This window comes from Georgenia soli (assembly GCF_002563695.1).
GTDB lineage: Bacteria > Actinomycetota > Actinomycetes > Actinomycetales > Actinomycetaceae > Georgenia > Georgenia soli.
The window spans coordinates 2,018,404-2,041,399 of record NZ_PDJI01000004.1; the positions used below are offsets into that span (position 1 = coordinate 2,018,404).

General features: G+C 74.0%; 24 protein-coding genes and 1 riboswitch. Of the genes, 13 read left to right on the forward strand and 11 right to left on the reverse strand.

From position 1 onward, the window contains the following. Positions 1–72: 72 nt before the first annotated feature. Both ATJ97_RS10390 and rbsD read left to right on the forward strand, forming a co-directional pair. Complete coding sequence (locus ATJ97_RS10390; protein WP_098483681.1) at positions 73–1,047, forward strand: ribokinase; 975 nt, start codon at positions 73–75, stop codon at positions 1,045–1,047. After that, on the forward strand, positions 1,044–1,433 hold the full coding sequence (rbsD, locus tag ATJ97_RS10395; RefSeq protein WP_098483682.1) for a D-ribose pyranase: 390 nt from the start codon (positions 1,044–1,046) through the stop codon (positions 1,431–1,433). The genes ATJ97_RS10390 and rbsD overlap by 4 nt, the downstream gene beginning before the upstream one ends. 67 nt (positions 1,434–1,500) lie before the next feature. Here rbsD and ATJ97_RS10400 read toward each other — a convergent pair whose 3' ends face one another. After that, entirely contained in the window at positions 1,501–1,830 is a 330-nt protein-coding gene (locus ATJ97_RS10400) for a YtxH domain-containing protein (protein WP_098483683.1), read from the reverse strand. Between the two features lie 104 nt (positions 1,831–1,934). Here ATJ97_RS10400 and ppk2 point away from each other — a divergent pair, with 104 nt between their 5' ends. The 4 genes from ppk2 to ATJ97_RS10420 all read left to right on the forward strand — a co-directional run bounded on the left by ppk2 (position 1,935) and on the right by ATJ97_RS10420 (position 5,650). Next, positions 1,935–2,879 carry a polyphosphate kinase 2 gene (gene ppk2 / locus ATJ97_RS10405; protein ID WP_098483684.1) on the forward strand — a complete coding sequence of 315 codons (945 nt, stop codon included), beginning with the start codon at positions 1,935–1,937 and terminating at the stop codon, positions 2,877–2,879. Between the two features lie 139 nt (positions 2,880–3,018). Continuing rightward, positions 3,019–4,311 carry an MFS transporter gene (locus ATJ97_RS10410; RefSeq protein ID WP_098483685.1) on the forward strand — a complete coding sequence of 431 codons (1,293 nt, stop codon included), beginning with the start codon at positions 3,019–3,021 and terminating at the stop codon, positions 4,309–4,311. Between the two features lie 20 nt (positions 4,312–4,331). Continuing rightward, a complete protein-coding gene (locus tag ATJ97_RS10415) occupies positions 4,332–4,742 on the forward strand; it encodes an ArsR/SmtB family transcription factor (protein ID WP_281254944.1) in 411 nt (136 codons plus the stop codon). Then, complete coding sequence (locus ATJ97_RS10420; RefSeq protein ID WP_098483686.1) at positions 4,742–5,650, forward strand: cation diffusion facilitator family transporter; 909 nt, start codon at positions 4,742–4,744, stop codon at positions 5,648–5,650. Before ATJ97_RS10415 ends, ATJ97_RS10420 begins: the two co-directional genes overlap by 1 nt. Before the next feature lie 88 nt (positions 5,651–5,738). Here ATJ97_RS10420 and ATJ97_RS10425 read toward each other — a convergent pair whose 3' ends face one another. The 4 genes from ATJ97_RS10425 to ATJ97_RS10440 form a co-directional block, all read right to left on the reverse strand. After that, positions 5,739–6,824, reverse strand: coding sequence for a cation diffusion facilitator family transporter (locus tag ATJ97_RS10425; RefSeq protein ID WP_425432748.1), 1,086 nt, complete (start codon positions 6,822–6,824; stop codon positions 5,739–5,741). After that, on the reverse strand, positions 6,821–7,198 hold the full coding sequence (locus ATJ97_RS10430) for an ArsR/SmtB family transcription factor (protein WP_281254945.1): 378 nt from the start codon (positions 7,196–7,198) through the stop codon (positions 6,821–6,823). The genes ATJ97_RS10425 and ATJ97_RS10430 overlap by 4 nt, the downstream gene beginning before the upstream one ends. A 107-nt stretch (positions 7,199–7,305) precedes the next feature. Then, a complete protein-coding gene (locus tag ATJ97_RS10435) occupies positions 7,306–9,561 on the reverse strand; it encodes a heavy metal translocating P-type ATPase (protein WP_098483687.1) in 2,256 nt (751 codons plus the stop codon). A 151-nt stretch (positions 9,562–9,712) separates the two neighbouring features. After that, the gene (locus ATJ97_RS10440; RefSeq protein WP_098483688.1) at positions 9,713–10,114 is read right to left on the reverse strand and encodes a four-helix bundle copper-binding protein; all 402 of its coding nucleotides are present in this window, start codon (positions 10,112–10,114) and stop codon (positions 9,713–9,715) included. Positions 10,115–10,346: 232 nt separating this feature from the next. Here ATJ97_RS10440 and ATJ97_RS10445 point away from each other — a divergent pair, with 232 nt between their 5' ends. After that, positions 10,347–11,447, forward strand: coding sequence for a hypothetical protein (locus ATJ97_RS10445; RefSeq protein WP_143426988.1), 1,101 nt, complete (start codon positions 10,347–10,349; stop codon positions 11,445–11,447). Here the strand turns inward: ATJ97_RS10445 and ATJ97_RS10450 are convergent. Continuing rightward, positions 11,444–11,908, reverse strand: coding sequence for a hypothetical protein (locus tag ATJ97_RS10450; RefSeq protein WP_098483690.1), 465 nt, complete (start codon positions 11,906–11,908; stop codon positions 11,444–11,446). The genes ATJ97_RS10445 and ATJ97_RS10450 overlap by 4 nt on opposite strands. Before the next feature lie 147 nt (positions 11,909–12,055). Then, a riboswitch (SAM riboswitch) is annotated at positions 12,056–12,169 on the forward strand. Positions 12,170–12,184: 15 nt separating this feature from the next. Between ATJ97_RS10450 and ATJ97_RS10455 the strand changes: the two genes are divergently transcribed. Beyond that, a complete protein-coding gene (locus tag ATJ97_RS10455; protein ID WP_098483691.1) occupies positions 12,185–12,646 on the forward strand; it encodes a hypothetical protein in 462 nt (153 codons plus the stop codon). Positions 12,647–12,799: 153 nt separating this feature from the next. After that, a complete protein-coding gene (locus tag ATJ97_RS10460) occupies positions 12,800–13,255 on the forward strand; it encodes an ASCH domain-containing protein (RefSeq protein WP_098485385.1) in 456 nt (151 codons plus the stop codon). 190 nt (positions 13,256–13,445) lie between these two features. On the opposite strand, the gene metE is transcribed toward ATJ97_RS10460, so the two are convergent. The 4 genes from metE to ATJ97_RS10480 form a co-directional block, all read right to left on the reverse strand. After that, on the reverse strand, positions 13,446–15,809 hold the full coding sequence (metE, locus tag ATJ97_RS10465; RefSeq protein ID WP_098483692.1) for a 5-methyltetrahydropteroyltriglutamate--homocysteine S-methyltransferase: 2,364 nt from the start codon (positions 15,807–15,809) through the stop codon (positions 13,446–13,448). A gap of 51 nt (positions 15,810–15,860) precedes the next feature. After that, on the reverse strand, positions 15,861–16,961 hold the full coding sequence (locus tag ATJ97_RS10470) for a methylenetetrahydrofolate reductase (protein WP_245862375.1): 1,101 nt from the start codon (positions 16,959–16,961) through the stop codon (positions 15,861–15,863). A gap of 66 nt (positions 16,962–17,027) precedes the next feature. Next, positions 17,028–17,798: a type I methionyl aminopeptidase gene (gene map, locus ATJ97_RS10475; protein WP_098483693.1), complete on the reverse strand. Its 771-nt coding sequence runs from the start codon at positions 17,796–17,798 to the stop codon at positions 17,028–17,030. Between the two features lie 9 nt (positions 17,799–17,807). Further along, positions 17,808–18,851, reverse strand: coding sequence for an SAM-dependent methyltransferase (locus ATJ97_RS10480; RefSeq protein WP_211287172.1), 1,044 nt, complete (start codon positions 18,849–18,851; stop codon positions 17,808–17,810). Positions 18,852–19,030: 179 nt separating this feature from the next. Between ATJ97_RS10480 and ATJ97_RS10485 the strand changes: the two genes are divergently transcribed. From ATJ97_RS10485 to ATJ97_RS10500, 4 genes are all read left to right on the forward strand, one after another. Continuing rightward, positions 19,031–19,855, forward strand: a complete 825-nt coding sequence (locus tag ATJ97_RS10485) for an alpha/beta fold hydrolase (RefSeq protein WP_098483694.1) — start codon at positions 19,031–19,033, stop codon at positions 19,853–19,855. Positions 19,856–19,896: 41 nt separating this feature from the next. Continuing rightward, positions 19,897–20,709 (forward strand): ABC transporter ATP-binding protein, encoded by an 813-nt coding sequence (locus ATJ97_RS10490; protein ID WP_098483695.1) that lies wholly within the window; start codon positions 19,897–19,899, stop codon positions 20,707–20,709. Continuing rightward, complete coding sequence (locus tag ATJ97_RS10495) at positions 20,706–21,422, forward strand: ABC transporter permease (protein ID WP_098483696.1); 717 nt, start codon at positions 20,706–20,708, stop codon at positions 21,420–21,422. The genes ATJ97_RS10490 and ATJ97_RS10495 overlap by 4 nt, the downstream gene beginning before the upstream one ends. A 98-nt stretch (positions 21,423–21,520) precedes the next feature. Next, positions 21,521–22,087, forward strand: coding sequence for a hypothetical protein (locus tag ATJ97_RS10500; RefSeq protein ID WP_098483697.1), 567 nt, complete (start codon positions 21,521–21,523; stop codon positions 22,085–22,087). 14 nt (positions 22,088–22,101) lie between these two features. Here ATJ97_RS10500 and ATJ97_RS10505 read toward each other — a convergent pair whose 3' ends face one another. Then, a complete protein-coding gene (locus tag ATJ97_RS10505) occupies positions 22,102–22,968 on the reverse strand; it encodes a MurR/RpiR family transcriptional regulator (protein WP_170037366.1) in 867 nt (288 codons plus the stop codon). Between the last annotated feature and the right edge of the window lie 28 nt (positions 22,969–22,996).

The window sequence follows — 22,996 nt, forward strand, 5'->3', positions numbered from 1 at the left end:
ACCGCCGACCCTCATCACGGCCCGCCGCGGCCCCGGCCGCGGCGGGCCGCACAGACCCACGGAGCACGAACCATGCAGACACCCCAGGTCGTCGTCGTCGGCTCGGCCAACGCCGACCTCGTCCTCGACATCGACCACCGGCCGGCGCCCGGCGAGACGATCATCGGCTCCGACGTCGTCACCACCCCCGGCGGCAAGGGCGCCAACCAGGCGGTCGCCGCCGGGAAGATGGGCGGGTCCGTGGCGTTCGTCGGGTGCGTCGGGGACGACGACCACGGCGCGCTGCTCCGCGACTCGCTCGCGTCCGCGGGCGTGGACCTGACTCAGCTGCGCACGGTCGAAGCCCCGACCGGCACGGCCACCATCATGGTGACGCCGGACGGGGAGAACTCCATCATCGTCTCCCCGGGCGCCAACCGGCACGTCACTCCGGCGGTGCTCGAGGAGGCCCGGTCCTCGTGGGCCACGGCGCCGGTGGTCGTCCTCCAGCTCGAGATCCCTCTGGAGTCCGTCGAGCTCGTGGCGACCCAGGCCGCCGGGCGCGTGGTGCTCAACGCGGCTCCGGCCGCCCCGCTGCCGGCCCGGGTGCTCGCGGCCGCCGACCCGCTGGTGGTCAACGAGAGCGAGGCGGCGTTCCTCCTGCAGGATGCCGGCGGGGAGAGCCGCCCGGGCCAGCCGCCGGGCGGGCAGAACGGCGAGCGGGACGACGCCGCGCGCACCGCGCAGGCCCTCCTGGGGCTGGGCCCCCGGTCGGTCGTGCTCACCCTCGGTTCCGCGGGCGCGGTGGTGGCCGAGGCTCAGGAGGACGACGGCGGGGCCGACGTGGCCCACGTGCCGGCCGTCCGGGTGGAGGCCGTCGACACCACCGGGGCCGGCGACTCTTTCGTCGGCGCCCTGGCGGTCGAGCTCGCCGCCGGTGCCGGGCTGGCGCAGGCGGTCGGGCTCGCGACGCGGGTGGCCGCCGTCGCGGTCACCCGGCGGGGCGCGCAGACCTCGTTCCCCACCCTGGAAGAGGTCGGTCGCCTGGACGCCGAGGCGGGGCGATGAAGCGCGCCGGCATCCTCAACCAGCCGCTCTCCGCGGCGCTCGCCGGCCTGGGGCACACCGACCGGGTCGTCGTGGGCGACTGCGGGCTGCCCCGGCCCGCCGGGGTCCCGGTGGTCGACCTCGCGGTGACGTTCGGGGTGCCGTCCTTCGCCGACGTCGTCAGGGCGCTGGCGGGCGAGATCGTCGTCGAGTCCACGACCATGGCCACCGAGACGCGGGAGGCCAACCCGGCCGCCCTCGCGCTCGTACGAGAGCTCTTCGGCGAGCCGGGTTGGTGCAGCCACGAGGAGCTCAAGGCCGCGAGCGCCTCGGCGAGGCTCCTCATCCGCACGGGCGAGGCGACGCCGTACGCCAACGTCGTGCTGACCTGCGGCGTGCCCTTCTGAGCTCAGGCCCGCAACGGGTGGCCTTCAGGCCCGCGACGACGCCCGCGCCGTTGCAGCCGCCCCGCCGTCAGAAGCCTGACTGCGACTGCGTGGAGTCGGAGGAGCCGCCCGCCTGACCGGCGTCGCCACCGGCGTAGCCCTGGCCGGTGGCCGACTGGTCCCCGCTCCGGTGGAGCCGGTCCTTGACGGTGGAGGCGACCTTGTCGGTCACCGCCGAGCCGCGTTCCCTGGCCAGCTCGGTCACCCGGGACTCGACCTTCTGGACGTTCTGCTGCACGCGCGGGTTGTCCCACACCTTGGAGCTGGCCTTCTTGATCTTCTCGTACTGGGCGCGGCCCGCGCGGGTGCCCAGCACGTAGCCGAGGCCGGCGCCTACGACGAACGTCAACTTGCCCATGTGCGAAACCTCCGTGCCGTGATCGGATGTGGTGCTGGTTCCCGAGCGTAGGGCCCATCGCCCTCACCCGCCCGCCGTCGCGCCTTCGGGTCTAGCCTTTCCCCATGGCGAACGCGAAGAAGCGGGCCGACGGCGCTGCCGGCGCCGCCCTGACGAGCGGCACGGCGGCGGGCGGCGCCGCGGCGGACGGGCCGGACGGCGAGGCACACGGTGCGCCGTCGGAGGTCGTGGGGTTCCGCACGACGAAGATCCCGAACAAGATCTACAACGCCGAGCTGTACCGGCTGCAGGGTGAGCTGGGGAAGCTGCAGACCTGGGTGAAGTCGACGGGCGCGCGAGTCGTCGTCGTCTTCGAGGGCCGGGACGCGGCCGGCAAGGGCGGCACGATCAAGCGGATCACCGAGTACCTCTCCCCCCGCGTCGCCCGGATCGCCGCCCTGCCCGCGCCCACCGAGCGGGAGAAGGGCCAGTGGTACTTCCAGCGCTACGTCGAGCACCTGCCCTCGGCCGGGGAGATGGTCCTGTTCGACCGGTCCTGGTACAACCGCGCCGGCGTCGAGAAGGTCATGGGGTTCTGCACCCCGGAGGAGCACAAGCGTTTCCTGCGCCAGTGCCCGATCTTCGAGCAGATGCTGATCGAGGACGGCATCCACCTGCGCAAGTACTGGTTCTCCGTCTCCGACGACGTCCAGCTCGAGCGGTTCCGCAAGCGCCTGACCGACCCGCTGCGGCAGTGGAAGCTCTCCCCCATCGACCTGGAGTCGATCACGCGGTGGGAGGACTTCTCGCGCGCCAAGGACGAGATGATGGTCCACACCGACACGCAGGTCGCCCCCTGGTACCACGTGGCGAGCGACTCCAAGAAGCAGGCGCGGCTGAACATGATCCACCACCTGCTGGAGTCGCTGCCGTACCGGGAGGTGCACCAGGAGAAGGTGACGCTGCCCGAGCGGCCGCCGGGCACGGGCTACCAGCGCCCCCCGATCGAGGTCTCCTCGTACGTGCCGGACTGGGCGTCCTCGCTCGTGGAGGATCCCTCGCGCGGGTGAGCGCGGCGGCGGCCGCGGTGGTGGCCGCGGTGGTGGCCCCTCGGCGGCCGCGGTGATGGTCCGTGCGTCGCGCGCCCGGCATGCGGCGGACGCGACGACGGCGTAGAACGAGAAGGGTGAGCACCTCGAGGACCGGCCTGTGACCGCGGCGAACCTGTACGAACGTCTCGTCCGCTTCCCTGAGGGCTCCCGGGCCACCCTGCCGGAGCAGGCGGTCCGCGACATCCCCGCCAACGGGCTGCGGCAGATCGCCGCCCAGGCGCTGCAGAGCACCGGCGACCAGGTGGTCAACGCCAAGACCGTGCTGCCGTGGCTGTTCGCCGCGCTCGGCGTGCCCGCCGCGCTGGTCGGCCTGCTCGTGCCGATCCGCGAGTCCGGCTCGATGCTGCCCCAGGCCGCGATGGTGCCGTGGGTGCGCCGGCACCGGGTGCGCAAGTGGCTCTGGGTCGCCGGCTCCTCCGGCCAGGCCCTCGCCACCGCCGCCATGGCGGTGACGGCGGCGACCGCCACGGGCGTGGCCGCGGGCGTCGCCGTCCTGGTGGCCCTCGCGGTCTTCTCGCTCTCCCGCGCGCTGAACTCCCTGGCCAGCAAGGACGTGCTCGGCCGCACCATCCCCAAGGGGCAGCGCGGGCAGATCACTGGGCTGGCCACGGTGCTCTCCGGCGTCGTCGCCATCACCGTGGGCGTCGGGATCCGGCTGCTCGGCGGTGACGACGTGGGACCCCTCGTGGTCCTTCTCGGCGCCGCCGCGCTGGCGTGGGTGGCGGCGCTCGTGGTCTACGCCGGCATCCGCGAGCCCGCGGAGGAGCCCTCCCCCGCCCGCGGCGACGGCGCAGGCTGGGCCGCCCGGTCCGTCGCGCTGCTGCGGGACGACGCCGCCTTCCGCCGGTTCGTCATGGTGCGCACCCTGCTGCTGGTGTCCGCCCTCAGCCCTCCGTTCGTCGTGGCGCTGGCGGCCGAGCACGGCAGCGGTCTGGGCGGCCTGGGCGCGTTCGTCATCGCCTCGGGCGTCGCCAGCCTGGTGGGCGGCCGGATCTTCGGCCGCTGGGCGGACCGGTCGAGCCGGAGGCTGATGATCGTCGGGGCCGGTACCGCCTCCGCCGTCATCCTGCTGTTCCTGGGGCTGCTCCTGGTGCCCGGCGCCCGCGGCTGGACGCTGCTCTACCCCGCGGTCTACCTGCTGCTGGCGCTCACGCACACCGGGGTCCGCGTGGCGCGCAAGACGTATGTCGTCGACATGGCCCAGGGCGACCGGCGGACCGAGTACGTGGCCGTGGCGAACACCGCGATGGGTGTGCTGCTGCTCGTGGCCGGCGCTCTCTCCAGCGCGCTGGCCCTGCTCGGGGCCGAGGTCGCGCTGGTGTTCCTGGCGCTGCTCGGCCTGGGCGGGGTGCTCGCCGGCCGGACGCTTCCCGAGGTCAGCGTCCACTGACCATCAGTTAACATCGCCATATGACGATGAAAGCGCTGGTGCGCGATGAGGGCACCCGGCCGTCCCGCGCTCGTGGCGAGGCGAAGGCGCCGGAGCCCGCGGCGCACCCCGACCTCCAGCCGGCGGCCGCGCTCTTCCACAGCCTCTCTGACCCCACGCGGCTGACGATCGTGCAGCACCTCACCGCCGGCGAGCACCGGGTGCGCGACCTCACGGAGCACCTGGGCCTCGCGCAGTCCACGGTCAGCGCCCACCTCGCGTGCCTCAAGGGCTGCGGCCTGGTCGACTCCCGGCCGCAGGGCCGGGCCTCGCTGTACTTCCTCACCACCGACCGCGCCCTCCTCTCGCTGCTCTCGGCCGCCGAGGAGCTGCTCGCCGCCACGGGCTACGCGGTCACGCTGTGCCCCACGAACACGGCCGAGGCGCGCTGATGGCCCACGACCACGCCACCCAGTCGGTCAACCGCCGGCGACTGACGATCGCCTTCGCCGTCACCGTAATCATCCTGGCCGCGGAGATCGTGGGCGCGTGGTGGACGGGGTCGCTGGCCCTGCTGGTGGACGCGGGCCACATGCTGGTCGACGCGGCCGGCCTCGGGATGGCGCTCGTCGCCGCGAACCTCGCCGCCCGGCCCGCGACGGCGGAACGAACCTGGGGTTACCGGCGCGCCGAGGTGCTCGCCGCCGCGGCTCAGGCGCTCGTGCTCTTCGCCGTCGGCATCTACGCGCTCATCGAGGGCATCAGGCGCCTGTCCGCACCGCCCGAGGTGCCGGCCGGCAGCCTGCTGGTCTTCGGCGTCGTCGGTCTCCTCGGCAACCTCGTCGCCATCGTGGCGCTGGCCGGCGGACGCACCGACAACCTCAACATGCGCGCCGCGTTCCTCGAGGTCCTCAACGACGCCCTCGGGTCGGTGGCCGTCATCGTCAGCGCCGTCGTCATCGCGACCACGTCCTTCGAGCGCGCCGATGCCCTCGCGGCCATGTTCATCAGCCTGCTCATCATCCCCCGCACCCTCGTGCTGCTGCGCGAGTCCACCGACGTCCTCCTCGAGGCGACCCCGCGCGGGCTCGACCTTCAGGCCGTGCGCGGGCACATCCTCGAGCTCGAGCACGTCCTGGACGTCCACGACCTGCACGCCTCGCAGATCGCGACCGGCATGCCGGTGCTCTCCGCCCACGTGGTGCTCGAGGACTCGTGCTTCCACGACGGCCACGCCCCGCGCGTCCTCGACGAGCTGCAGGCGTGCGTCGCCGAGCACTTCCCCGTCAGCGTCGAGCACTCGACGTTCCAGCTGGAACCCGCCGGGCACGCGAGCCACGAGCCGCACCACCACGACTGATCTCGCGCCAGCGTTCGGCACTCGACGCACGGAGCCGTCGCGGTACACCGCTGTCGCCACCCTGCGCCTGCGGCGGTCGGTCAGGGCGTCAGGTAGACCGCGCCGGCGCTGGCGTCGAGGCGGGGACCGGACTGAGGACCACTCTCCCGACCCCCGGGAGCGCCTGGTGCAGCAGGTGGTTCGCCCGGCCGGCGAGCTCGTGGAACTGCGACGTCGTCAGGTCCGGATCTGTGGCCACGGTGGCGGTGACGTTGAGACGGTGACCGCTCCACCGCAGGCGCAGCTCGCGGACGTCCGAGACGCCGCCGACTTCCCGGACGGCGCGCTCCGCACGGTCGGTCAGGTCCGGGTCGACGCCGTCGAGCAGGCGCCGCCCGACGTCGCGGGCGGTGCCCCACAGGAGCAGGGTGATCATGGCGGAGATGAGCAGGCCGACGATCGGGTCGGCCAGCGGGAACCCGAGCCAGACCCCGATCGCGCCCGCGACGACGGCGAGCGAGGTGAACCCGTCGGTGCGGGCGTGGACGCCGTCGGCGACCAGCGCTGCCGACCCGATCCGCCGCCCCACCCGGATCCGGTAGACCGCCACCGCCTCGTTGCCCAGGAAGCCGATGACTCCGGCCGCCAGCACCCAGCCGATGTGCTCCAGCGGCCGGGGGTCCAGCAGCCGGCGCACGGACTCGTAGGCGGCGAGGACCGCCGACAGCGCGATCATGGCGACGATGAAGAGCCCGGCGAGGTCCTCCGCCCTGCCGAAGCCGTGGGTGTACCGCCGGGTGGCGGCGCGCCGGCCGAGCACGAAGGCGATCCACAGCGGCACCGCGGTCAGCGCGTCGGAGAAGTTGTGGACGGTGTCCGCGGCCAGGGCCACCGAACCGCTGACCGCCACGATCACCAGCTGCAGCGCCGCGGTCGCACCCAGCGCCAGCAGGCTGAACTTCACGGCGCGGACGCCCTGGGCACTGGCCTCGAGGGCGTCGTCGACCTTCTCCGAGGTGCCGTGGCTGTGCGGCACGAAGACGTGATGGAGCAGTCCCCGTAGTCCGCCGTGGCTGTGCCCGTGCTCGTGCTCGTGGTCGTGCTCGTGCTCGTGGTCATGACCGTGGTCGTGCGCATGGCTGTGATCGTGCTCGCGCGAGCGATCGGGTCCGGGTTCCCGCCTCACGGTCGTCACGACGCCTCACCCACGCCCTTCACCACGGCGGGCCGGTGGTGACGCGGGACAGCCTCGAGCGCGTGCTCGGCCTGGAAGATCGCGTCGGACACCAGCTGGCGGGCGTGCTCGTTCAGCAGCCGGTAGAACACCCGCGTCCCCTCGTGCCGCGTCGCGACCATCCGTGCCAGCCTCAGCTTGGCGAGATGCTGAGAGACGGCGGCCGGTGACTTCCCCACCACCTCGGCGAGCTCGTTGACGGACCGCTCTCCGTCGGACAGCGCCAGGACGATCCGCACCCTCGTGGCGTCGGCCAGCATGGCGAACACCTCTACCGCCAGCTCGACGTACTCGTCGTCCGACACCGATGCGCGAGCCTGCTTATCTGCGTGCACATGCAGATACTAAGCCATCGCCACGGAGGGCCGATCGTCGGACTCCTGACGCGGCAGGGCCCGGACCGCTCCTGGCGGTCCGGGACCCTTCCTGCGTGCGGTGGCGGTCAGCGCCCGGCGCCGACCAGCTCCCGCTCGCGGACCGGCTGCACCTTCGGCGCCCCGGCGGACGCGGCGACAGCCGCCTCGGGGCTGAGGTCGAGCCGTCGCAGCAGCTGGGCGTTCATCGCGACGACGACGGTCGAGAGCGACATGAGCAGCGCGCCCACCGCCATCGGCATCACGAACCCGACGGGCGCGAGCACCCCGGCCGCGAGCGGCACGGAGACGAGGTTGTAACCGGCCGCCCACCACAGGTTCTGCTTCATCTTCCGGTAGGCCGCCCGCGAGAGCTGGATGACCGAGAGCACCGAGCGAGGGTCGTCCGAGGCGAGGATGACGCCTGCCGAGGCGATGGCCACGTCCGTGCCGGCACCGATGGCGATACCGACGTCGGCCTGCGCCAGGGCCGGGGCGTCGTTGACGCCGTCGCCGACCATCGCGACGGTGCGGCCCTGCTGCTGCAGCTCGGCCACCTTCTCGCTCTTGTGCTCGGGCCGGACCTGGGCGAAGACCTGGTCGATGCCGAGCTCCTCGGCCACCGCTCGGGCCACGGGCTCCGCGTCGCCGGTGATCATGACGACGTGCACGCCGAGGTCGTGCAGCGCGTCGACCGCCTCGCGCGAGACCGGGCGGACGGCGTCGGCGAGCGCGAGCGCCCCGGCGATCTCACCGTCGACGAGGACGTGCAGCACCGTCGAGCCGGCAGCGGACCACTCCGCCGTCTCCCGGAGCGGGTCGTGACCGTGCTCGTGGAGCAGGGCGGGCCCGCCGACGGCGACCGAGCGTCCCTCGACCGTGGCGCGGACCCCGACGGCGGTCGACGCGGAGAAGTCCGTCGCCCGCGGGACGTCGAGACCGCGGTGGCCTGCGCCGTCGACGATGGCCCGGGCGAGCGGGTGCTCGCTGTCGGACTCGGCGGCCGCGGCGAGCGCGAGCAGCTCGCCCTCGCCGGTGCCGCCGACAGCGACGACGCCGGTCAGGGCGGGCCGGCCCTCGGTGAGGGTGCCGGTCTTGTCGAAGAGGACGGCGTCGACGGTGCGCATCTGCTCGAGCGCCATGCGGTCCTTGACGAGCACGCCACCCTTCGCGGCGCGTTCCGTGGCGATCGAGACGACCAGCGGGATCGCGAGGCCCAGGGCGTGAGGGCAGGCGATGACGAGCACGGTGATGACGCGGATCCAGGCCTGCTCCGGGGTGCCGAGCAGCGACCAGGCGACGAGCGTGATCGCGGCGGCGCCGAGCGCGAACCAGAACAGCCAGCCGGCGGCCTTGTCGGCCAGGCGCTGGGCACGGCTGGAGGAGGCCTGCGCCTCGGCGACGAGCCGCTGGATGCCCGCCAGCGCCGTGTTCTCACCGACGGCGGAGATACGGACCCGCAGCGCGTTGTCCGTGGCGACGGTGCCGGCGACGACGTGGTCGCCGGCCTCGCGGCGCACCGGCCTCGACTCACCGGTGATCATCGACTCGTCGACGTCGGCGCCGCCGTCGACCACCTCGCCGTCGGCCGGGATCCGGCCGCCGGGGCGGACGATGACGACGTCTCCCAGCCGCAGGTCGGCGGGGGCGACCTTGGTGACCTGGTCGCCGTCGACCCGCTCCGCCTCGTCCGGCAGGAGCGCGGCGAGCGAGTCGAGCGCGGAGGAGGTCTGCGCGAGGGAGCGCATCTCGATCCAGTGGCCGAGCAGCATGATCACGACCAGCAGGGCGAGCTCCCACCAGAACTCGAGCTGGGGCGAGAGGAGGCCGAGCTGTGCGCCCCAGGAGGCGACGAAGGCGACCGTGATGGCCATGCCGATCAGCAGCATCATCCCGGGCTTCCGGGCCCGCAGCTCACTGACGGCGCCGGTGAGGAACGGCCGCCCGCCCCAGACGTAGATGACCGTCCCGAGCACGGGGGCGACCCAGGTGATGCCCGGCAGGTCGGGCAGCTCGTAGCCGATGATCATGGCGAACACCGGGCTGAGCAGCACGGTCGGGATCGCCAGGACGAGCATGATCCAGAAGAGCCGGCGGAACTGCCCGACGTGGTCCCCGTGCCCGGCGTGACCGTGGCCGCCGTGGCCCGACATGTCGTGACCCGCGTGGGCGTCGTGAGCCGCATGGGCGTCGTGACCGGAGATGTCGTGCCCCGCGTGCGCGGCGTGGAGCGCGCGGGTGTCGACGCCTCCGTGACGGTCGTGCTCAGGCGGTGGCGCGGCGTGCCCCTCGTGCGGGGGCGATCCTGCTCCGCTCCGGTGCTCGGCGTGCTCGTGGTGCGCCATGGTCGTCGCTCTCTCTCCGGGCCGTCTGGGCCGAGACTGTTGCTTTCATACCCCAGGGGGGTATGAGTCGTAACCACCCAGCCACCGCATCTGTTCCCGCCCGGCCGAAGAGTTTCCTCGCGGAGATCTCTCGTTCGGTGCCGCGCAGCCGTCAGGCGATGGTGGCGAGCAGCTGCGTGCAGGCCTCCTCGCACTCCCGGCACGCCTCGGCGCACACCCGGCAGTGCTCGTGCATCTCGGCGTGCGACTCGCACTCGTCCCCGCAGGTGCGGCACGCCACGACGCACGCCTGCAGCTGGGCTCGGACCACGGTGACGTCGGCCCCGGTCTGACGGGTCAGGACGCGCAGCGTCGTCGCGCAGATGTCGGCGCAGTCCAGGTCGGTGCGGATGCACCCGCGCAGCTCGGCCACCATGTCCTCGGCCAGGCAGGCGTCGGCACAGGCCGTGCAGGTCTGGGCGCAGGCGGCGAGCGCGTCGATCGCCCGGCTCAGGAGCTTCGCGTCCATGGTCGGCTCCGACGGGTGCGCGGCCAGCATCTCGGTAGTCCTCATAGGGTTCCCCTTCTCCGTCTCGTGCGCTCGGTGGGCGCCCGGCGGGCGCCCACCCTGACCCCCTCGACGGTAGGCACCCACCCCGAGGGGCGCACCCGCAGTACCCACGGCCGCGTCGAGCGCCGATAATCAGGATCACCAGCCACCGGCGAGGCCCGACCACTCGCTCCGTCCGGCGACGGAGTGGGGACGGCGTGGGACGGCGGGCGCGGGAGGACCTCGGAAGCGGCCGGTGACGCTGACCAGAGATGGCGGTGCCGACATGCGCTACCGGGAACCACCTTCCGGCGCCGGTGAGGCCGTGGCCGACGCCCTGCACGGCGCACGGACCTCGGACGTCGCCGCCGGCCGGACCACCCGCCCGCCGGCGGCTCCCCCGACAGAGCGGATCCTCGCCGCGCTGCCCGGGTCCCGCCCCCTGCTGATCGTCGTCTGGGGTCTGGTGCCGTGGCTCAACCTCGCCGCGGTGGCTCTCCTGGCCCCGTCGTGGCCCGGCGGGATCCCGTGGGGAGAGGTGCTCAACAGAACGGCGACGTCCTTCGCCGTCGTCCTCTCGCTCTGGGGCGTCTCCCGCATCACCGAGGAGCTCCGGCGGCTGCAGGTGAGGCTGACGGACTCGGTCGAGGAGGCGCGGCCGGACGTGGAGCACCTCTTCCGCGGCCTCGACAGCGTGACCGCCCCGCTCGTCCTCCTGGCGGCGACCGGCGTCGTGCTGCCGCTGGACGAGATGGTCCGCGCCGAGCCCGGGGCGGCCCTGATCCAGGGCGTCACGTGGGTGGTGATCGGCATCCCGCTCTGCACGGCGTTCTGGGTGTACGTGGCGCTCCAGCTCGGCCTGATCCGCCTCGGACGCGGGCACGTGACGCTGCGGGACTACGACGGCGACCGCACCCTCGGGCTCCAGCCGGTGGGCCGCCTCGCGTTCACGGGGTTCTGGCTGATCCTGGGCAGCGTCGGCCCGGTGGTGCTGACCGGTCTGTCCGACCTTCCCGTGACGCTCGTCGGCGCGGGCGTGCTGGTGGCCGCCGTGGCGCTGTTCTTCCTCTCCCTGAGCGACCTTCATCGGCAGATGGTGGCCGTCAAGGAACGCGAGCGCGCGCAGGCGACGGAGCTCTACCGGCAGGCGTACCGGGACCTACGGGGAGCTCCGACCCTCGACGTCCTCCAGCAGCACGCCGGCCTCCTCGGTGCCGCCGAGAGCCTGGAGCGACGGGCCGAGCGCATCCAGGAGTGGCCGTTCGACGAGGGCACCTTCGCCCGGGTGGTGACGATCGCCTCCAGCGCCGGGGCCACGATCCTCGCGCGCCTGCTTCTCGCGCCCACGGGACTCTAGACGGCGGCCCGCTCCGCCGTCGGGACGACGACGGCGAGCCGCCGCGTCAGGGCGACGGCGAGCTGGGACGTCGCGACGGTCTGGGCCACGATGACCGCGGGGAAGGCGAGCAGCACCACCAGAGTCAGGGCCAGCGCGCCCGGCCCCGCCGACATGAAGCCGGTCCGGTCCTCCTGCAGCGGGATGTTGACGCTCTGGAACACCAGGAGCGCAGCGCCCAGCACGAGCAGCACCGTGCCCGCGCGGCGCCGACCGAGCGCCGTGACGATCGCGCCCGGCAGCATGACCATCGCGAAGATCAGGAGCACGCCCAGCGTGCCGGTGGTGGAGAAGCGGGGGGCGTCCCCGCTGAGCACCACGAGCAGCCGCATGAGCACGCGGGCCACACCGCCCGCCAGAACCCCGAGGACGACGGCGGCCAGCGCACCGGCCGCGACCCGGGAGCCGATCTGTCGGAGCATTCCGCCGTCCGTTCCGTCACGCCGGTCCTCGTCGACCGCACGGTCCAGGAGCGTAGCCAGCGCCCGCCCCTGCGGTCAGCCACCAGAAATGGGGAGGTCGGCGGGCTGCGGGTCCCGATGTCGGCGCGGGTCGGTAGGGTGCGTGGTGGTCAAGAGGACCAGCGCCACGCCCTCCGGCGTGCTGGTCCGGCAACCGCGCGACGCGCACGGTGCCCCCGGAGGAAGACCCGCCCGCGCCGCCCGGCGCGAGAAGAGCGCTGACCCAGGAGAGCTTCCATGAGCCCCACCCCGTCCTTCCCCGGCCACGACGGCGGAGCCGCGGCCGTCCCGGACCGCGAGTGCACGCGCCCCGGGCCGTGCCGGTCCTACCGCGCCGGGCACCTCATCCACTTCATCCACGCCGGGTTCATCCGGCGGACGCCCTGGGGCTGGCGCGACGGCGTCGTCCGGGCGTCGGGCGAGGACAACGTCGCCGTCGTCGACTACCTCGACGGCTCCGGCACGGCCGAGATCTGGCAGCACCACGACCTCTCGGTCGTCGCGCCGCCCGGCTCCCCGGTTCGGCTGCACGAGCGCTACTACGCGCTGGAGTCCGGGGACGCGATCCTCAACGTGCTGCTCCTGCGCGGCGTCGGGCCCGTGCCGGAGCCCGAGACGCCGGAGCTGTGGGCGGGCGAGGGCGACCCGATCTTCGTCGACCTCGCGACCGGCCGGGGGGTGCGGGCACCCCGCCGCTGAGCGGGCGACCGTGGGACGATCCCCGGCATGACGAATCAGGACGTGCGGCCGGCTGACGCCGCCCGGGACGTGCCCACGCCGGACGGCGCCGACCGCACGACGCCCGGGCGGCGCACCCCGCCGTCCCCGCTCGACACGGTGGCCGCGGAACGCATGTGGACCGCGTACGCGGCCGCCCACCCGGAGGCGGTGGCGGCCGCGCCGCAGCACACCGTGGACCGGTTCGGCGACTCCGCCGAGCTGTCCGACGAGCTGCTCGGTCTCGTGCTCCACGGCCCGAAGCGCGCCACCGCCGACCTCGTGTCCGAGTTCCTCGCGCGCGGCGAGAGGCTGCCCCAGGTCGGCTCCCACTGGGTGGCGTGCGACGGCGCCGGAGTGCCGCGCGCCGTGCTGCGCAGCACCGAGCTGCGGCTGGGGACCATCGCCGACGCCGACGAGGCGTTCGCCCGGGACGAGGGCGAGGACGACCGCACCCTGGAGTCGTGGCTGCGCGAGCACCGCCGCTACTGGGAACGCACGTGCGCCGCGCGGGGCGCGCGCTTCACCGACGAGGACGAGATCGTCTTCGAGCGCTTCCGCGTGGTGTGGCCGCCGGAGCTCGCCGACTGAGCCGGTGCTGCCGCCCGGGCCCGGCACCCGGTGGAGAACGTGACCACTCGACGAGAACGAGAACTTGACCGCTCAAGGAGAAGTTGACATCTCACGGAGAGCTTGACCATTCGCGGAGAAGTTGACGTCTCACGGAGAACTTGACCGCTCGCGGAGAAGTTGACGTCTCGCGGGGAGGGGAGCGGGAAGGTCAGGAGAGGGAGTCACGGACGGTTCTTGCCGCCTCGACGAGGTTGGCGAGCGCCGCCGTCGTCTCCTCGTAGCGGCGGGTCTTCAGCCCGCAGTCCGGGTTGACCCACAGCTGCCCGGCGGGCACCGCGTCCAGCGCGGCGGTGAGCAGCCCGGCGATCTCCTCGGTGCTGGGCACGCGCGGGGAGTGGATGTCGTACACGCCAGGGCCGATGCCCCGTCGGAACCCGGCGGCCCGCAGCTGGGGCAGGATCTCCATCCGCGAGCGCGCCGCCTCGATGCTCGTGACGTCGGCGTCCATCTGGTCGATCGCGTCGAGGATCTCGCCGAACTCCGAGTAGCACAGGTGCGTGTGGATCTGGGTCGCCGGCTCCGCCGCCGAGGTCGCCAGCCGGAACGCCCGCACGGCCCACGCCAGGTAGCCGTCGCGGTCGGCGCGCCGCAGCGGCAGCTTCTCGCGCAGCGCCGGCTCGTCCACCTGCACGATGCGGATGCCGGCCGCCTGCAGGTCGGCGATCTCGTCCCGCAGCGCGAGCGCCAGCTGCTGGGCCACCTCGCCGACGGGCAGGTCGTCGCGGACGAAGGACCACGCCAGCATCGTGACCGGTCCGGTGAGCATGCCCTTCACGGGCCGGTCGGTCAGCGACGCGGCGTAGGAGATCCAGGGCAGCGTCATCGGCCTGCGCCGGACGACGTCGCCCCACAGGATCGCCGGCCTCGTGCACCGCGAGCCGTAGGACTGCACCCAGCCGCGCTCGGTGACGACGAACCCGTCGAGCTGCTCGGCGAAGTACTGCACCATGTCGTTGCGCTCCGGCTCGCCGTGGACGAGCACGTCCAGCCCCAGCTCCTCCTGCATCCGGACCACCCGGGCGATCTCGCCGCGCACCGTGTCCTCGTAGGCGGCGCGGTCCAGCTCCCCGCGCCGCAGCGCCGCCCGAGCCCGGCGCAGCTCCGGCGTCTGCGGGAAGGAGCCGATCGTCGTCGTCGCGAGCACCGGCAGGTCGAGGATCTCCCCCTGGGCGGCCACCCGTTCCTCGTACGGCGCCCGCGCCAGATCCTCCCTCGCGCTCGCCGCGACCTGCTCCCGCACGTCGTCCCGGACGACGCCGGAGTGGGCCAGGCGGGAGCGTCTCGCCTCCGCGGCCTCCTCCAGCTCCTCCTCGACCGCCTCGCGCCCCTCCGCCAGCCCCCGCGCGAGCAGCACGACCTCCTCGACCTTCTGGTCGGCGAAGGCCAGCCAGGAGCGCAGCTCAGGAGCCAGGTGCCGCTCGTTCCCGGCGTCGAGCGGCACGTGGAGCAGCGAGCACGATGTGGACACGCCGACCCGGGCGCCCTCGCCGATGCCGTCGCTGAGCGCGGTGAGCAGGTCGAGCGCCCGTTCGAGGTCGGTGCGCCACACGTTGCGCCCGTCGACCACGCCGGCGACGACGACCTTGCCCGCGAGCGCGGCGAGCGTCCCGGCGTCCGGGAGCGGCCCGCGGACGAGGTCGAGCGCGACCGCCTCGACGTGGCTCGCGGCGAGGCGCGGCAGGGCGTCGCCCGGATCGCCGTAGGGGGTGGTGAGGAACAGCGCGGGCCGGGCCGGCCGGGCGAGGCGCTCCGCCAGCTCCTCGAGCACCCGGTCGAACGCGGCCAGCACGCGTCCGCGCGGGACGTCCCAGGTGTCGGCCACGAGCGCCGGCTCGTCGATCTGCACCCACGGCGCACCGAGGTGGGAGAGCTCGCCGAGCAGCTCCGCGTAGGCGGGAAGCACGTCGTCGAGCCGGTCGAGCGGGTGGAACCCCTCGGGGGCGCCGGCGACCGGCTTGGCCAGCAGGAGGAAGGACAGCGGACCGAGGACGACGGGCCGCAGGGTGGCGCCGTCGGCGGCGGCCTCGAGAAACTCGCGCACCACCCGGTCGTCGGCGAGCCGGAGCGGGGTGTCCGGCCCGACCTCGGGCACGAGGTAGTGGTAGTTGGAGTCGAACCACTTGGTCAGCTCCAGCGGCGCGCGGTCCCCGTGGCCGCGGGCGAGGGCGAAGTAGCCCGTGCGGTCCAGGCGACCTCGGTCGTCGAGCAGGTCGGCGAAGCGCTCGGGGATCGCGCCGAGCATGACGGCCGTGTCGAGCACGTGGTCGTAGACGGAGAAGTCCTGCGGGACGGCCGCGTCGTCGCTCGTCAGGCCCAGGAAGGCCAGACGCCGGCGGTTGGCGCCGCGCAGGCTCTCCAGGGCGGCCTCGAGGTCGTCCGGCTCGCTGCGCCCGGCCCAGAACGCCTCGAGCGCCCGCTTGAGCTCGCGGTTGCGCCCGATGCGCGGGTACCCGAGGACGGTGGCCCCCGGGAACCACGGGACGGTGCGGTCGACCTCCTCCGGGCTCGACATCGCGGTCCTCCTCCGGTGCTCGGCTCGGATCCCCGGGTCCTGCGGCGCACGTTAGCGCGCGCGGCCGCCGCCCGCCCGCCCGGTGGCGCCTGTGCCGGCCGTCCCGTCGCCCCGCCCTGCCCGCCCGACGGCGACCTCGGGCCCGCCCACGATCGCGGGGTTGCGCAGGCCGCGGGCGCGCAGGTGCTCGAGCACGTCGAGGGCGGGGCGGTCGTGGTTGAAGGTGTACAGGTGCAGGCCCGGGGCCCCGGCGGCGAGCACGCGGTCGATGAGGGCCAGCGTGGCGTCGATGCCGCGGCGCAGCCGCTCGTGCTCGTCGTCGGTCGCGAGCAGCGCGTCGATGGTGGCGGGCACCGGCACGCCCGTGAGCTCCGAGAGGCGGTGGAGGCGTCCCCGGTCGGTCATCGGGATGACGCCCGGGAGGATCGGGATGCGGATCCCGACGGCGCGGGCCTCGGCCACGAGCGAGCCGTAGGCCTCGGGGTCGAAGAACACCTGGGTGATCGCGAAGTCGGCGCCCGCCTCCTGCTTCTCCCGCAGCGCCTCGAGCTCCGCCTCGCGGCCGTGGCTCTCCCCCGCCGGGTACGCGGCGACGGCGACCGAGACGACGTCCGCGGGCTCGACCCCGACCTCCCGGGCGACGACGGAGGGCGGCTCCGGCGTCGGCCCATGTCCGCCGTCGTGCACGCCGGTGCCGTGCACGCCGGCGTCGTCGTCCTCGGTACCCCGCTCGGCGCCGCGGAGGCCCAGATACTCGCCCTCGACCTGGCGGATGAGCGCCACCAGCTCGCTCGAGCGGCTCAGGCCACCAGGGACCGGCCGCCACTCCGTCTCGCCGGCGGGCGGGTCGCCGCGCAGGGCGAGGAAGTCGCGGACACCGGAGTCGAGGAGGTCACGGACCCGCTGGGCGAGCTCCTCCCGGGTGGCGCCCACGCACGTCAGGTGCGCGATGGGCGGGATGTGCGTCTCCGCGAGCAGGCGGCGGACCAGGTCGGCCGAGGCGGCGCGAGACGAGCCCGAGGCACCGTAGGTGACGGAGAAGAAGTCCGGCCCGGCGGCGGCCATCCGGAGCACGCGCTGCCAGACGATCTCGTCGAGCTCGGGCCGCCGCGGCGGGAAGAGCTCGAAGGACACCGTCGGGTAGCCGGGCACGCCTCCGAGGTTAGACCGGAGCACACTCCGGTCGTACCCGGGAGCGTGCTGCCGGGCCGGCGCCCGTCAGTCCGCGCGGGCGGTGAGGACGACCGGTCCGTCCTCGGTGACCGCGATCGTGTGCTCGGAGTGCGCGCCGCGTGAGCCGTCCTTGCTGCGCAGGGTCCAGCCGTCGGCGTCGGTGTAGATCTCGTCGGTGCCGGCCATGAACCACGGCTCGATCGCGACGACGAGGCCGGGCCGCAGGGGCAGCCCGCGGCCGGAGCGGCCGTCGTTGGGCACGTGCGGGTCGCCGTGCATGGTCCGCCCGACGCCGTGCCCGCCGAACTGGGTGTTGACGCGGTAGCCGTAGGACGCGGCTACCGCCCCGATGCGTGCGGAGATGTCACCGACCCTGTTGCCCACGACGGCGGTCTCGATGGCGGCGGCGAGCGCCGTCTCGGTGGCCTCGATGAGCCTGAGGTCCTCCTCGCGAGCCTGGCCGACGACCACGCTGATCGCCGAGTCCGCCACCCAGCCGTCCACGCTCGCGGCGAAGTCCACGGAGAGCAGGTCGCCGTCGCGCAGCGTGTAGTCGTGCGGCAGCCCGTGGAGGACGGCGTCGTTGACGGACGTGCACAGCACGTAGCCGAACGGCCGCGCCCCGAACGAGGGGTGGTAGTCGATGTAGCAGGACTCGGCGCCGCGCCGGCGGATCATGTCGTGCGCGAGGGCGTCGAGCTCCAGGAGGTTGACGCCGACGGCCGCCTTCGCCCGCAGGGCGGTCAGCACGTCCGCGACGAAGGCGCCGGCCGGGCGCATGGCCTCGATCTCGGCGGGGGTCTTCAGGTCGATCACGGACCCAGGTTAGGTGCCCGGCGCCTCCGGCCGGGCACGCTGCGCGGTCACCGCGTACAGCGGGTCACCGGGTGCGAGGCGCTGGATGCCGGTCACGTCGAGCCCGGCGTCGGTGAGCTGGCTCGCGACCTCGTCGGGCCGGGGCAGGGACATCTCCCCGTCCTGAGCCCGCAGGAGCAGGTCGAAGTGCCGGCTGAACGCGGAGTCCTCGGCCATCGTCGACACCACGACGAGCCGGCCACCGGGCGCGAGCAGGGCACCCACCGCGCGCAGCAGCTCCGTGCGCTCCTCCGCCGGCAGGTAGTAGACGACGTTGGCCACCAGCGCCAGGTCCACGGGTCCGCCGAGCGCCTCGGCCCCCTCGGCGGCGACCTCGCGCACGTCCGCGGTGAGCACCCGGCCCCGGTCGGCGACGCCGGCGCCGGCGAGGGCGTGGATCGCGAGCGCGGCGGCCGCCGGGTCGATCTCGATGCCGACGCCGTGGGCCTCGGGGGCGGCGGCGAGCATGTGGACGAGGTGGCTGCCGTCGCCGCAGCCGACGTCCAGGACCCGCCGGGCGCCGGACTCGCGCACCTCCCTCGCCAGGGCGTCGTGGACGAGGGGCTCCATCGCTCGGGACAGGCGGGCGATGACGTCGCCGCGGCGGGTGACGTCCTCGCGGGCCCGGCCGCCGGCGAGCTGACCGGGCAGGTCGCGGTACAGGCCGGTGTGGAAGTCGCTGAAGCCCTCGTAGGCGGCCCGGACCACGTCGTCGCCCAGTACGGCGCGGCTGCGGCTGGTCAGCCGGTGGACGCCGTCGGTGCTGCGCACCAGGCCGGCGGCGGTGAGCGCGCGGAGGAAGGCCTCGAGCAGCTCGACGTCCCGGGCACCGATCTCCTGGGCGAGGTCCGCCGTCGTCCGGGGGTGGCGCAGGGCGTGGAGCACCCCGGTGGAGAGGGCCCCGCCGACGGCCGCGACCCGGATGGCGGCCTGGCCGTCGCGGACGGCGCGCAGCCGCTCGAGGGCGTTGCCCGACCTGGCGATCTTCACGAGCGACTTCGGGCTGACGAGCACGGCGGGCTCCCTCGCGACGGGGTGCGACCAGCGTACGCGGACGGCCGGACGGCGCCGAGGCCCGGCGTTCCCCGTGTGCACGGGGCGGGGACGGGGGATGCTGGGAGGCACGGCACCGAGGGAGGACGCACATGGACGCGACTGCAGGCGCCCGCGGGCGCGGCAGGGCGAGCTGAGCCGTGCGGGTCAGGCAGGTGCGGCGCGGCCGGTTGGTCCTGGACGTCCGGGACGAGGGACCGGTCGACGGCGGCACCGTGCTCCTGCTGCACGGGTTCCCGCAGGACGGCTCCTGCTGGGACGAGGTGGTCCCGGCGCTGCAGGGCGAGGGGCTGCGCACGCTCGCCCCCGACCAGCGCGGCTACTCCCCCGGGGCCCGTCCGCCGGAGCGTGCGGCCTACCGGTTGGAGTTCCTGGTGGCCGACGCCGTCGCCGTGCTCGACGCGGCGGGGGTGGGCCGGGCGCACGTGGTCGGCCACGACTGGGGCGGCGGCGTCGCATGGGCGCTGGCGGCCGAGCATCCAGACCGGGTCGCCTCGCTCACCGCGGTCTCCACCCCGCACCCCCGCGCCCTGGCCGGGGCGCTGCTCAGCCCGGACCAGGCGGCGCGGCTGTGGTACATGGGCGCGTTCCAGCTGCCCCGCCTCCCCGAGGCGGTGCTGGTCCGGCGGCTCCCGTCCCTGCTGGCCGCCTCCGGGCTGCCGGACCCGTGGGTGGAGCGGTACACGCTGCGCATGCGCGAGCCCGGCGCGGTGCGAGGCGCGCTGAACTGGTACCGGGCCCTCCCGCTGAGCCGGCTGCGTCCCGGGGACGTCACGGTGCCGACCACCTACCTGTGGGGCGCGGGCGACCCGGCGCTGCGGCGCACGGCGGCCCGCCGCACGGGCAGGCACGTGGACGCGCCGTACCGGTTCGTGGAGCTGTCGGCCGGGCACTGGCTGCCGGAGACCGAGCCGGAGGAGGTCGCGACGGCGGTGCTCGACGTCGCCGCGGTGCCGGGCGGCTGAAGGCCCACGCTGCGAGGTGCCGGACGGTCCATGATGCAGTCATGGAGACCGCCGTCGAGGTGCGGAAGCTGCGCGTGGTCCGCGGCGGACGGACGGCGCTGGACGACGTCGACCTGACGGTCCGCGCCGGGACGCTCACCGGGCTGCTCGGCCCCTCCGGGGCCGGCAAGACGACGCTCATGCGGGCGATCCTCGGCGTCCAGGTGGTCGCCGGCGGCGGGGTCACCGTGCTCGGGCGTCCGGCCGGGAGCCCGGAGCTGCGGCGCCGGGTCGGCTACGTCACGCAGGCTCCCAGCGTCTACGAGGACCTCACGGTCGAGGAGAACCTGCGCTACTTCGCCCGCATCCTCGGGGTCCCGCGACGCTCCGGGGCCGGACGCGCCGAGAGCGCCGCCCACGAGAGCTCCACCGACCGGCCCCCGCGGCGCGCCGGGGCCGGCGGACCCAGAACCGTCTCGGTGGACGAGGCGCTGGACACCGTCGGCCTGGGCGGCCACCGGCGCCAGATGGTGCGCACCCTCTCCGGCGGCGAGCTCTCCCGCGTCTCCCTCGCCACCGCCCTGCTGGGCTCCCCCGAGCTGCTGGTGCTGGACGAGCCGACCGTCGGGCTGGACCCCGTCCTGCGCGACTCGCTCTGGTCGACCTTCCGGCGGATCGCCGCCTCGGGCACCACGCTGCTGGTCTCCTCCCACGTCATGGACGAGGCCGTGCGGTGCGACCGGCTGGTCCTGCTGCGGGCGGCCCGCGTCCTCGCCGACACCACGCCCGGGGAGCTGCTGCGCTCCACCGGCACCACCAGCGCCGACGAGGCGTTCCTCCACCTCGTCCGCCACGGACCCGAGGGGACGCGATGACCGCGACGGCGCTGCGCGTGCTCTCCCAGCTGCGCCACGACCCGCGCACGATCGGCATGGTCGTGGTGGTGCCGGTCGTGCTGCTCACGCTGCTGTGGTGGATCTACGACGAGGGCGGCCCGGTCTTCCAGCGGATCGGCCCGGCGCTCCTGGCGCTCTTCCCCGTCATCATCATGTTCCTCATCACCTCGATCACCACGCTGCGCGAGCGCCGCTCCGGCACCCTGGAACGGCTCCTGACGCTGCCGCTGGGCAAGGTCTCGTTCCTGCTCGGGTACGCGCTCGCATTCGGGCTCGTGGCCATGGTGCAGGCGGTGGTGGCCTCGGCGCTCATGCTCGGCCCCCTCGGGCTCGAGACCGCCGGCCCCTGGGGTCTGCTGGTGCTGGTGGCGGTGCTGGACTCCCTCCTCGCCGTCGCGCTCGGCCTCTTCGTCTCCGCCTTCGCCCACACGGAGTTCCAGGCCGTGCAGTTCATGCCGGCGATCGTCCTGCCGCAGTTCCTGCTGTGCGGGCTGCTCGTGCCGCGGTCGGAGCTGCCTCGGGCTCTGGAGTACGTCTCGAACGTGCTGCCGCTGTCCTACGCGGTGGACGCCATGAACGCCGTCTCGACCCAGGCCGACCCCGACCTCACACTCGAGCTGTCGGTGCTGGTGGGGTGCGTCGTCGGCGTGCTCCTCCTCGGGGCGGCGACGCTGCGCCGCCGCACGCCGTAACTCGCGCGCCGCCGCACGCCGTAGTACCGCGGACGCCCCACGCTCCAGGCCCCGCCGCAGGCCGCACGCGGTGACCGCCCGCGCGTAGGCTCCGTGCCATGGTCACGCGCAGCAACGCCCAGCAGGTGGGCGAGGAGCGGCTCCGGGAGGCCACGGGACGCAGCCGCGCCGAGTGGTACGCCGTCCTGGACGAGGCCGGCGCGCAGGCGTGGGACCACACCCGCATCGCCCGGTGGCTCGGCGGCGAGCACGACGTGGACGGCTGGTGGGCGCAGAGCGTGACGGTCGGGTACGAGCAGTCGCGTGGCATGCGGGCGCCCGGCCAGCGCAGCGACGGCACGTGGGAGGCCGGCGCAACCAAGACGCTGTACACCACGCCGCAGGCGCTCTGGCCGCACCTGGCCGACGACGAGCTGCGGCGCGACTGGCTCGACGTGGACTGGCAGATGCTGGGCGTCACCGAGCCGCGGTCGGTGCGGATGACCGCCGACGACGGCTCCCGGATCACCCTGCTCGTCGACGAGCTCGCGCCCGGACGGGACGGCCGCGCGAAGGTCCGGCTCTCCGTCCAGCACCTGCGCCTGCCCGACGGCGACGCGGTGGGCGAGACCAAGAAGTTCTGGCGCGACAGCCTGGCCGCGCTGGCCGCCGTCGTCCACGCCTGACCGGCCGCCAACTCCTACTCGGTGCCGTGGACGCGCTTGGAGGCGATCACCCGTCGCGTCTCGTCGAGCGCGTGCATCGATTCCTCGAACCGCTGCTGCGCCACCCCGACGAACAGGGAGTCGACGACGGCGAGCTGCGCCAGCCGGCTGCCGGTCGCGGCAGAGCGGAACGTCGTCTCCATGGCGGAGGTGGTGAGCACGTAGTCGGCGGCTGCCGCCAGCGGGGAACGTGGCGCGTTGGTGACGGCGACGCTGGTGGCCCCCTTCTTCTTCGCCGTGGCGAGCGCCTCGATCGTGTCCGTCGTGACGCCGGAGTGCGAGATCGCAATGGCGACGCACGTGTCGTCGAGCAGCGCCGCGGACACCATCGCCTGGTGGGGATCGATGTGGCTGAAGGAGATCAGGCCGATCCGGTGCAGCTTCTGGTGCAGGTCGAGCCCGACGAGGCCGGAGGCGCCGACGCCGAAGATGTCGATCCGTCGGGCGTTGGTCACGTGCCCGACGACGGCCGCGAGGGTCTCCATCGAGATCGACTTGGCGGTGTCCTCCACGGAACGCGCGTCGGCGTAGAGAATCTTCTCGACCGCCGACGCCAGTGTGTCCTCCGGCGAGATGTCCGTGGAGCCTTCGAAGCGGTCATCGACCTCGCTCCTGGCGCCCAGTTCGAGGGCGAGCCCCAGACGGAGCTGCGAGTAGCCGTCGATCCCCACCTCGCGGCAGAAGCGCACCACCGTCGCCTCTGAGACCTCCGTCGCCTCCGCGAGGCTCGAGATGGTCATTCCCGCGACGTCCTTGGGGTGCGCGACGATGAACGACCCGACGCGTGCCATCGCGGGCTGGAGCCCGCCGAGGGCCCCGCGGATCCGCGTGGTGAGGGGCACCCGCGACTCCGCGAACCCCCGGTTCGAA

Coding starts and splice junctions, on each gene's coding strand:
- ATJ97_RS10400 (WP_098483683.1), bottom strand. CDS start 1,830: ATGGGCAAGTTGACGTTCGTCGTAGGCGCCGGCCTCGGCTACGTGCTG.
- ATJ97_RS10420 (WP_098483686.1), top strand. CDS start 4,742: ATGGCCCACGACCACGCCACCCAGTCGGTCAACCGCCGGCGACTGACG.
- ATJ97_RS10450 (WP_098483690.1), bottom strand. CDS start 11,908: ATGCTCCGACAGATCGGCTCCCGGGTCGCGGCCGGTGCGCTGGCCGCC.
- ppk2 (WP_098483684.1), top strand. CDS start 1,935: ATGGCGAACGCGAAGAAGCGGGCCGACGGCGCTGCCGGCGCCGCCCTG.
- ATJ97_RS10415 (WP_281254944.1), top strand. CDS start 4,332: ATGACGATGAAAGCGCTGGTGCGCGATGAGGGCACCCGGCCGTCCCGC.
- ATJ97_RS10490 (WP_098483695.1), top strand. CDS start 19,897: ATGGAGACCGCCGTCGAGGTGCGGAAGCTGCGCGTGGTCCGCGGCGGA.
- ATJ97_RS10440 (WP_098483688.1), bottom strand. CDS start 10,114: ATGAGGACTACCGAGATGCTGGCCGCGCACCCGTCGGAGCCGACCATG.
- ATJ97_RS10435 (WP_098483687.1), bottom strand. CDS start 9,561: ATGGCGCACCACGAGCACGCCGAGCACCGGAGCGGAGCAGGATCGCCC.
- ATJ97_RS10500 (WP_098483697.1), top strand. CDS start 21,521: ATGGTCACGCGCAGCAACGCCCAGCAGGTGGGCGAGGAGCGGCTCCGG.
- ATJ97_RS10455 (WP_098483691.1), top strand. CDS start 12,185: ATGAGCCCCACCCCGTCCTTCCCCGGCCACGACGGCGGAGCCGCGGCC.
- ATJ97_RS10390 (WP_098483681.1), top strand. CDS start 73: ATGCAGACACCCCAGGTCGTCGTCGTCGGCTCGGCCAACGCCGACCTC.
- rbsD (WP_098483682.1), top strand. CDS start 1,044: ATGAAGCGCGCCGGCATCCTCAACCAGCCGCTCTCCGCGGCGCTCGCC.
- ATJ97_RS10495 (WP_098483696.1), top strand. CDS start 20,706: ATGACCGCGACGGCGCTGCGCGTGCTCTCCCAGCTGCGCCACGACCCG.
- ATJ97_RS10460 (WP_098485385.1), top strand. CDS start 12,800: ATGTGGACCGCGTACGCGGCCGCCCACCCGGAGGCGGTGGCGGCCGCG.
- metE (WP_098483692.1), bottom strand. CDS start 15,809: ATGTCGAGCCCGGAGGAGGTCGACCGCACCGTCCCGTGGTTCCCGGGG.